General features: G+C 46.6%; 7 protein-coding genes. All 7 read right to left on the reverse strand.

The genetic code is table 11. The features are described from left to right. Positions 1-988: anion permease (locus IH879_14325; GenBank protein MCH7676111.1), on the reverse strand; the 988-nt coding region annotated here is incomplete at its 3' end. Positions 989-1,179: 191 nt separating this feature from the next. Next, on the reverse strand, positions 1,180-1,926 hold the full coding sequence (gene nagB, locus IH879_14330; protein MCH7676112.1) for a glucosamine-6-phosphate deaminase: 747 nt from the start codon (positions 1,924-1,926) through the stop codon (positions 1,180-1,182). Beyond that, entirely contained in the window at positions 1,927-4,566 is a 2,640-nt protein-coding gene (locus tag IH879_14335) for a hypothetical protein (GenBank protein ID MCH7676113.1), read from the reverse strand. A 153-nt stretch (positions 4,567-4,719) separates the two neighbouring features. Then, complete coding sequence (locus tag IH879_14340) at positions 4,720-5,574, reverse strand: ROK family protein (protein MCH7676114.1); 855 nt, start codon at positions 5,572-5,574, stop codon at positions 4,720-4,722. A gap of 356 nt (positions 5,575-5,930) precedes the next feature. After that, positions 5,931-6,392 (reverse strand): DUF1569 domain-containing protein, encoded by a 462-nt coding sequence (locus tag IH879_14345; protein MCH7676115.1) that lies wholly within the window; start codon positions 6,390-6,392, stop codon positions 5,931-5,933. A 182-nt stretch (positions 6,393-6,574) separates the two neighbouring features. After that, entirely contained in the window at positions 6,575-7,834 is a 1,260-nt protein-coding gene (locus IH879_14350) for an MFS transporter (GenBank protein MCH7676116.1), read from the reverse strand. Positions 7,835-7,951: 117 nt separating this feature from the next. Continuing rightward, positions 7,952-8,827 carry a PIG-L family deacetylase gene (locus IH879_14355; GenBank protein MCH7676117.1) on the reverse strand — a complete coding sequence of 292 codons (876 nt, stop codon included), beginning with the start codon at positions 8,825-8,827 and terminating at the stop codon, positions 7,952-7,954.

Genomic DNA, 8,827 nt, shown 5'->3' on the forward strand with positions numbered 1-8,827 from the left:
CCAGCATGGCAACCGTGCCATCGTGTACGAAATCGGCGGCGCCGAGCATAGAGGACCATCCTTTCAATGTGGCAGATCCGATGGTCACGTCCTTTCTGGTGATCCAGGCAAGCGCTGTCGCCGCAAAGACAACGGCCACAAGCTTTTCTTGTATTAACATGGGTCCAAGCTTATTAAGCTGTTCACGAATCACTTGTCTACCCCCGGGAAAGCTTTTGTTACTTACCCTGAACGCAATCCTGGTCAGGACAATCCAGCATATCGGCAAGAACAACAGGAGTAAAAGAGAGCCGACCATAAACCAGGTAAAGAAACTAATTTCGGGCGCTTCGGGATAGAGTTTTGAAAAAGCGCTGACGAAAACGATGTTTGGCGGCGTGCCGACAAGTGTTGAGATGCCGCCTATGCTGGCCGCATAAGCAATGCCAAGCATCAGGGCGGTTCTGAAATTTAATATGGAGTCGTCGGTAGCTGATTCACCGCCAACCCGACTCTCCATTAAGTGAAGAATGACCGCCAGACCAATCGGATACAGCATCATGGTTGTAGCGGTGTTTGAAATCCACATGGACAAGAAAGCCGTTGCCACCATAAAACCAAGAATGATCCGTCGTGGGCTTGTACCGATACCCCAGATGAGATAGAGCGCGATGCGGCGATGCAATCCCCATTTTTGCATAGTGATTGCGATAAAAAATCCTCCCATAAAAAGAAATACGTTGCTGTTGGCGTAACTCGCTGCCACATCCCCAAAGCCAATCACACCCAAGAAAGGAAATAAGATCAAAGGTAAAAGGGCCGTCACAGGAATGGGAATGGATTCTGTCATCCAGAGAATTGCCATGATCGCGGCAATGGCAAAAACGCGCCAACCTGCAACGGATAAGCCCGCAGGTGCCGGCAGCAGCAGCAAAATGATGAAAAGCGGCAAAGTGATTACAAAACCGATTATTTGACGCTTTGAATAGTTTTCGGATTTGTTTTGCATAGAACCGTTCTGTTTTTGAATGAATAAGCCGAGCTGTGAGTTCGGAGTTCAGCCTTTAGGCTGTCATATCTGCAATGCAAAACACGCTAAAGCGTGAACTCCAAACATTCAATCCCTACAAAGATTTTTGAAACGGAGCACTAAGGTTAGTTTTTGACACTTGCGGGGGCTTGAGGTTTCATAAATAAGTATCAAAATCCCGAGTAGCTTCCTTCAAGTTTGGACGCGGCGTCTCTATCAACCAGGACAGTCGCAAATTGATGGAGCTGTACAATTGTCGCCGGGTACTTTGCCATGACAGGACCCTCAACAGTAGCTTTTATTGCGTCCGCTTTTGCAGCACCGCTGGCCAATAAGAGGAGTTCATGGGCCTGCATGATTGTGCCCACCCCCATGGTAATGGCATACCTGGGTACCTCGTCTTTATTTTCAAAAAAACGGGCATTGTCCTCGCAGGTTTGATCGCTGAGGGTTTTTATCCGCGTTCTTGACCCCAGGGAAGATCCGGGCTCATTAAAAGCGATATGACCGTTTGCGCCAATTCCCAGAATTTGTAAGTCGATGCCGCCACACCCGTCAATTTTTTCTTCATACCATTGACAAAATTCTTCAATATTTTCCGCCATTCCCATTGGAATATGAACATGTCGTGGATCTACATTGATATGCTTAAACAAATTCTCCCACATGAAATAATGGTAGCTTTGTTCATGAGAGGGCGGCAGCCCAACATACTCGTCCAGGTTAAATGTAATGACTTTCGAAAAATCCAACCCTTCTTTTTTGTGCAACCGAATCAACTCTTTATACATCCCCAGGGGCGTACTTCCCGTTGCAAATCCAAGAACACAATCCGGCTTTCTACGGACCAGACTTGCAAATAGTTTTGCCGCCTCCCTGCTCATTTCTTCAAAATTGTCTTTTATAACAACTAACATTTACTTCTCCGGGTATCCTTGTTTTTCCAGCCAATATAGTAAATATGGAACATTATAAGCATGTGTCCAGCCGAAAACTCTTGAGCCTCCGTTAAGAGTCCAGTTAGGACGCCTGTCCGGTGCCTGCTCATTGGGGGGCATATGATCCACACTTTCAAGGGCATTAAACAGCTCAAGCTGGGTATGTGATCCATCAAAGAGGTTCGGATCGGAAAGTTTGTCCGTTTTCAGTAATTCGGCTCTTTTAACAGCTTCACGGAACAGGCTTGGTTCTCCAGATAATTTATATCCAAGTAACAAACTGTGAATAGTCGATAAAAACGATTCCATTCCGTGGTTGCGGGGCGGGACGTCGCGCAGCCATCGTGCATGACGTACAAGAGCTGTTTGAACCCTTTGTTCTCCGGTAAGCTGTAAGTATTTTCGTAAACCATGTGAGACATAGACCTGTGCATATCCATAGCGATCCAGCACGAGGCTGCCGCCCTGCGGCTGCTGCAAGCGCAACATTGTGTTCACTCGATCTTTTAACTCCTCAAGATATCGCTCATCCTTCGTTGCGTCATAGATCTCCGCCAGATTCCAGACAGACAGGTACAGGCGCCTTCCCCTTAAATCATGTTCACCCCAAATGTGCTTCAGGTAGGTTTCTGCGGTTAATTTGGCGACTTCCAATCCTCGGTGATATCCAGTCAGATAATAAGAGGCGATCCAACCCATCGTCCAGACATGGGCGCTGTATAACGTCCCCCAGTGCTGTCTGCCCTCGCGGGCGCCCATTCCAAGATAGGGGTTGCCCTGCGGCTGTTCCTTCTCCTTCCAGTAGTCGAGCGCGTAATTGGAATCGCCAATATATTCGGGATCGGCGGGCCAGTGAATATTATCTACATCCATGCTGTGGCGGCTGGCCGCTTCCGCTGAGAGGTAGATTTCTCGATCCCCGGTTCGCATAAAGTGCAGCCAGCGCATGTAATCCTGACCCGGCTCGTTATTATTCCAGAGAATCCAATCCATGTTGTAGTAGTATGTTTGCCTGTCACCATAGTCAAACATGCCGTACCAGGGTTCCCAGTTCTGGTTGAAAAGCATCCACTTGAACTTGTAGTCCAGCCCGCGCTCAAATTCAGGAAATTTCTCCGAAGCCGGTGCAAATGAACCATACACTTCACTATTTGCATACCACTCGGGTTCTGCATGGGCAACGGGTGGATCGAGGAAGTAGCGCATTTTATTCTCGATATCAGCGCGGCTCTCCCCGGCTTTGTGAAAGTTATAAACCAACTCCGTCGTCTTGGTTAATCCCTGGGCAAAATTACTGACCATGCCGCCGTCCAATTCACTGGAAAGACGGGCAAAACTCATCGGTTCCGCGTCGGGAGACCAGGAAAAAGCAGTCACTTCTTTTGCAGCAATATCCAGACTGATTTCTTTTGGGTATTCTTCGAAAAAACGGCGCATGCCAACGCTGATTCCCCAGCGTTGGTCAGAGATATCGATCCAACCATCAGCTTTAGAGGACTCAACCAGGGTTTCAGAATCCGAAGCAATCCTTGCGAAAAAACCATCGATTCTTTCTTCTGGTGTAGAATTCGGGACGGGTGGCATACGGGTCGGTTTTGGGCCAGACTGAATGATTGACAGCTCTTTTTGCGAGGCTACCAGGGTTTCGAAAAACTGCCGGTCTCCCGGCTGCCACCACTCGCCTTTGCGATAAGAGGTCAGATAATTCAGTTCACCCGACAATTTATAATCGAGAGAGAGACCGGCTGCAGCAATCCTGTCATTCGGTTGCGTCCAGCCCGGATCACCCACCAAAGTCTCTTCATCAATGATATTCTCTGACCCTGTGGCAATCAAGGCGTGTTCACCTTCAAAAGGCTTGTGTTTGTCGGGTTCTCCGGTATAGGTCAGTGTGTGCAACACACGAACATAAGACTTCCCGGCATAGGCATGTACCCTCAGCACAAATGGAGAGGGATTATTATCGTCCCGCGAGTATTGATATTCACCTTCCGCTCTGATTATCATGTGCAGGGGACCGGAGCCCTTCTCAATCCAATTTCTTTTGATCACCGCCTTTGATTTATCGAGTCCGATATCGTCGAGGATATCGAGGAATGAACCTCGCCCTTCTGGCCCTTCGGCTATGATGTCATTTTCATCAAATCCATCTCCGGCCAGATCGAGTTCCACTTTGTCCAAAAAGCCGTTACCTTTCTTGTTTATTCGGAAACGAAGCGGTCCCGTGGAGATTGTAATATAACCCCTTGCGCGCTGGTTATTGTTTACCGCAATCCTTTCACTCGGTATCGGGGCGCGAACAACGTTCTTTCCATACTCCAGGAAATACCGATCTGAATTCTCGCAAAAGAAGAACACCCAAATCCATTTGATGCTTTCATCAGCCGGCATCCAGGTGGTGACTTCGGTAATTTGAGAAGGGATCTCTTTACCTTTTGCATTTAAAACGCGAACATGGTCGGGCGAATGCAAGACACCTTTCGGAAAGGGGATTCCCAGGGTCAAAGGCGCTCCTGCAATGGGCTGATTCACCTGCAGACGAAGCCTTGACTGAGCCAATGAAGATCCGACAAATGCAAGCAACGGGATTATTACAATTATTTGGAGCAATTTTTTCATGTTGGGGAATATCTCCTTCTATGCCTTTTCTATCTACACTGATTGTGTCGGAGTTAAGCGTAGCGGTCTCCGACACATATGCGTTGCCCTATTTATTCAGTGTCCCCGGTGTCTCGGTGGTGGATTTTTCTCAATACTTCAGGCAAATCAACTTCAGGCCCTTTCAGCATCATAATAAAGGGCAGCCGCTCCCAATATTGCTATATGGTCAAGTTCTGAGACTTCGATCTTCAAACGTTTGATCGAATTCGAATACGTGAAAGATTCTATAGACTCCCACATGGATTGCTCGAAAAATCGCAGGGCTTTCCGAACGGAGCCGCCTAAGATAATTATCTCCGGGTCGTATGCATGAAGAATCGTCTTAATACCATTCCCCAAATGGCGGCCGTACTCTGTCCACACTTTCAAAGCTTCTTCTTCATCCCGCACGGCTCGCTGAAAAACCTCCTCGCCGGTTTGCTGAAAATTCCTGGTGAAGAATTGGCCGCTGCAGTAGTGCTCATAAATACTGTCCAGATAAGGAATCATGCCGAATTCCCCGGCTCCGCAATTTACCCCGGCATATGACTTGCCATCGACGATGACACCGCCCCCGAATCCAGTCCCCAGAATAAGTCCAATTATCGATTGATATCCCACGCCCTTGCCGAAATATTTTTCGCCCAGTGCAAAACAATTGGCGTCATTATTTACAAACGTTGGGGTAGAATACCTTTCTTGCATTATGGACTTAATAGGCACTTCCTTCCAGGATGGTATATTCTGCACATCATAAACGATGCCTTTTTCAATATCCACGACACTCGGGACGCCTATACCGATGCCGTCAAGGTTTTCAGGCTTTGACTCATCTATTAACCCGCAGATCTGAGCCAGGACTTCATCCACTGAACCATTTGGATTTATTTTTATTGAGGACACCTGCCCGAGCTGTTGATTTCGTACTAACCCCGCACGGGCGTTGGTACCGCCTAAATCAAGTCCTAATATATTTTTCTCTTTCATTGCTCACAAACCCACAGATGATAGTCAAATTAATGGACTCAATCCTAACGCGGCCAAGCCGCAATCCAAAAGAGCAAAAGTGCACGCAAAGTCGCAGAGACGCAAAGAATACGCAAAGTTTTCTCGCCGTTTATTTTCGCCTGGAATTTTATGGCAAAAATCACTGCGTTTCTCGGACGTCAAAATTTTTTGGTTCGAAAGCTGAAATTCTCATTTTTTTTGTTTCTCTCAGCGGTATCTCTGCGCCTTGGCGTCTTTGCGTGATTTTTTTTTGCAAAAGAATACAAAAGTTTACCGACAATACTTTAACGGCAGAACGAGTGGCGTCGCGAAAGAGCATCCGTTCAATTTCCTTGTTAGTTGTTGGATAATATATCAGAAATAATTTTCAAATGATGTTTGTTGTGAATCTCTACAAATTTCAAAGCCTCATCTCTTTTCATAACGCCAAATGCAAAATGTTTCCACCAACAATCGCAATCTGATTCGGCTGCTTTTTGGGCTGACAGACTCGCTTCTGCCAGAAGCTCTCTTAACCCCGATTCAGTTGTTTGTTCATCAGGTATTGCTGCATCCGGGGTCTTGCCACGCCCACGGGGAATTATCCCGGTTAGAAATATGATCCGTCGCAAGAGACCCTTTTTTATCTTGCCAGTATATGGTTTTGAATTACTTAGTGCGCTACATATTCCCCTTGTTCCCAGGAGACAATGCTCTATTTGCATTCCTACTGACCACTTTGAAACCTTCTCATTCTTGACTGAACATCTTGGAATATAATTGTTCAGTTTATTTAAGGTCTGTAAATCCAGTGTCATTTACCTATTTTCTTCTAAGTAATTGTGTGTGTTTTTAATTAGATTCGGAATTAAATTCCACCCGGAATTACCGCGCTAACGACTTGAATGAGACCACTCTGTTGAATTTTGAAAAAAAGAGAGGCACGTGAAATCCTGCCCACTTTTTCGCGAAAACTCCGGTAGTCAAAAATCCTTTCCGTTTACACAGCAGATTCCTTTTTCCCAAATTCGACGGTTACATTTTTAATCAGGGGTTTAGCCCAGAATCCGATACTCAAGATGTACGCCATCGGGAGAAATAAAAACAGCATGCCATTTCTCAAACCCATGAGATCCCCAAGTCCACCGACAATCAGCGGCACGACGGCGCCACCAACAATGGCCGTGACCAGGATACCTGAAAAACTTCCATGGTGTTCTTCGACCGAATTGAGCGCCAGGGAAAATATAACCGGATACATGACAGAAGAAAAAAATCCAACCAAAGGGAAAGCAATTAATGCGACCGAACCCGACATAAACAGGGCTGCGGTTAAACTCATGATCGCCGCAATGGTGAATATAACCAGCACTATTTTGCTGTCGAGTAATTTCAACAACACGATACCTGCGATGCCGCCAATGGTCATAAGCCCCCAGAACCAGGCGACCGTTTTAGCGCCGGTTGTTTGGGGATCGTAGCCATGGTATTTGTTCAGGAATTCAGAGATCCAGTTTGCCACCCCCTGCTCAAGTCCTACATAAGTGAATATCCCCAGGAAAAACAAAATAACAGTTGGTTTCTTAAGCAATTCAAGATGAGTTTTTAAAGCGCCAACCTGGTCATCAGCTTTGCGTTCAACCTCAGGTATTCTTGAGATAAATATAACACCAACCATGAGCAAAGAAATAACCGCAAAAAGCCAATAAAGAGATATCCAGGGGATATTTTCAGGAACGACCTTTGATAATGTCGTGATCAGGATGTTTGAATCGGAGGATTTTTTCTCAAGATTAAGCACGAGATAGGAATATACCAGGGGACTGATGAAGGAAGCGGCGCCGAAAATCAATTGTGCTACCGTAGCATTGAATGCGAAGTGCTCTTCTCCCCCGGCCTCCCTCAACAAAGGGTTAATAGCTACCTGCAGCATGGCCATTCCCGAACCTATCAGAAACAGGGAAAAAACAGCAGTCAAATAACTTGGAAACAACGCCAAAATTAATGAGCCCAAAAACGCTATGGCGAAGGCGGCCACCATGACCGGTTTTTCCTGGAACTTCTCAATGAGCAACCCCGCCGGAATGGACATGACGCCGTAAGCAATAAAAAACGCAAATGGCAGCACCGCGACCAGCGTTAAGCTTAGTTTAAAATCATCGATAATCTCAGGGACGAGCGGGCCAATAATATTTGTTAAAAATGAGATAACAAAAAAGATGAGAAAAATAAGGCCGACAACATAATAGCTTCTTCGAATGGGTTTACCCTCCTTTTAACGTCAGATGTGAGACGTGAAACGTCAGACGAGCGTATTTTCGGTCAGGATTGATCTTACTGTTATTTTTTTATTTTTCACGTTTTTACGTTTTACGTTTCACTTCAGCATTGGAAACAATCGTCTGATTTCTTCATCACTGGGCTGCTTACCGTATTCACAAATTTCAAATGCCTCCGCATATTTTATATCCTTAGCTTTTTGAGCGCCATACCACTTTTCAAGCGACTTGCGGACTTCAGGCGATATGGAGGACCTGCCGCCCCATTTTTCCTTCAGCCATTCCTTTCGCTCAGCCGTACCCTTCGGCACTTCGGCCAGCCCACCCGATGTCCATGGCAGCCATTCGTAAAACTGGGAAACGTGTGCGTCCAGACCGTTCATTTTTTTATCAAAGGTTTTATCGATAGCAACTGCGATGTCAGGTCGAAATGGATTCGGCCGCTGGAAACCATCGCTCAGGTAGAGAAAAATTGGGTTTTTCTTTAGCGGCGGCGTATCCGGCGTGACATTCGGCACGATTACCAAATAGGCTGCATCCTGAACCAACTCGCCGGTATAACGGTGATCCGGGTGGTAGTCATTCGGCCGCGGCGAAAGCACGATGTCGGCATTCCAGTTACGAATCAGCCTGATGATCTGGTGCCGTACTTCCAGGCTGGGAACCAGTTCAGCATCATGATTATCCAAAGTAACATATTCGTCAATGCCTAAACGACGTCGGGATTCCTGGGCCTCGGCACGTCTGCGCCTGGCGAGTGCGCCACCGCCCTCCGTCTGATGTCCGGCGTCACCATTGGTGACCGCGACAAATTTTACTGCATGACCCATTTCAGCAAATAGCGCTGCGGTGCCGCCAGATTTTAAATCACAGTCATCCGGGTGTGCACCAATCACAATGACTCGAATCTTTCCATCATCCGAATCTTTGGCATTTTGCGGGAATGCTAAAGTAATGCAGCAGAGTGTTATTAT

This window comes from candidate division KSB1 bacterium, assembly GCA_022562085.1.
Taxonomy (GTDB): Bacteria; Zhuqueibacterota; Zhuqueibacteria; order Oceanimicrobiales; family Oceanimicrobiaceae; genus Oceanimicrobium.

Excerpts from the sequence above, each read along its gene's own strand:
- nagB (MCH7676112.1), bottom strand. The coding sequence starts at position 1,926 with ATGTTAGTTGTTATAAAAGACAATTTTGAAGAAATGAGCAGGGAGGCG.
- IH879_14345 (MCH7676115.1), bottom strand. The coding sequence starts at position 6,392 with ATGACACTGGATTTACAGACCTTAAATAAACTGAACAATTATATTCCA.
- IH879_14335 (MCH7676113.1), bottom strand. The coding sequence starts at position 4,566 with ATGAAAAAATTGCTCCAAATAATTGTAATAATCCCGTTGCTTGCATTT.
- IH879_14340 (MCH7676114.1), bottom strand. The coding sequence starts at position 5,574 with ATGAAAGAGAAAAATATATTAGGACTTGATTTAGGCGGTACCAACGCC.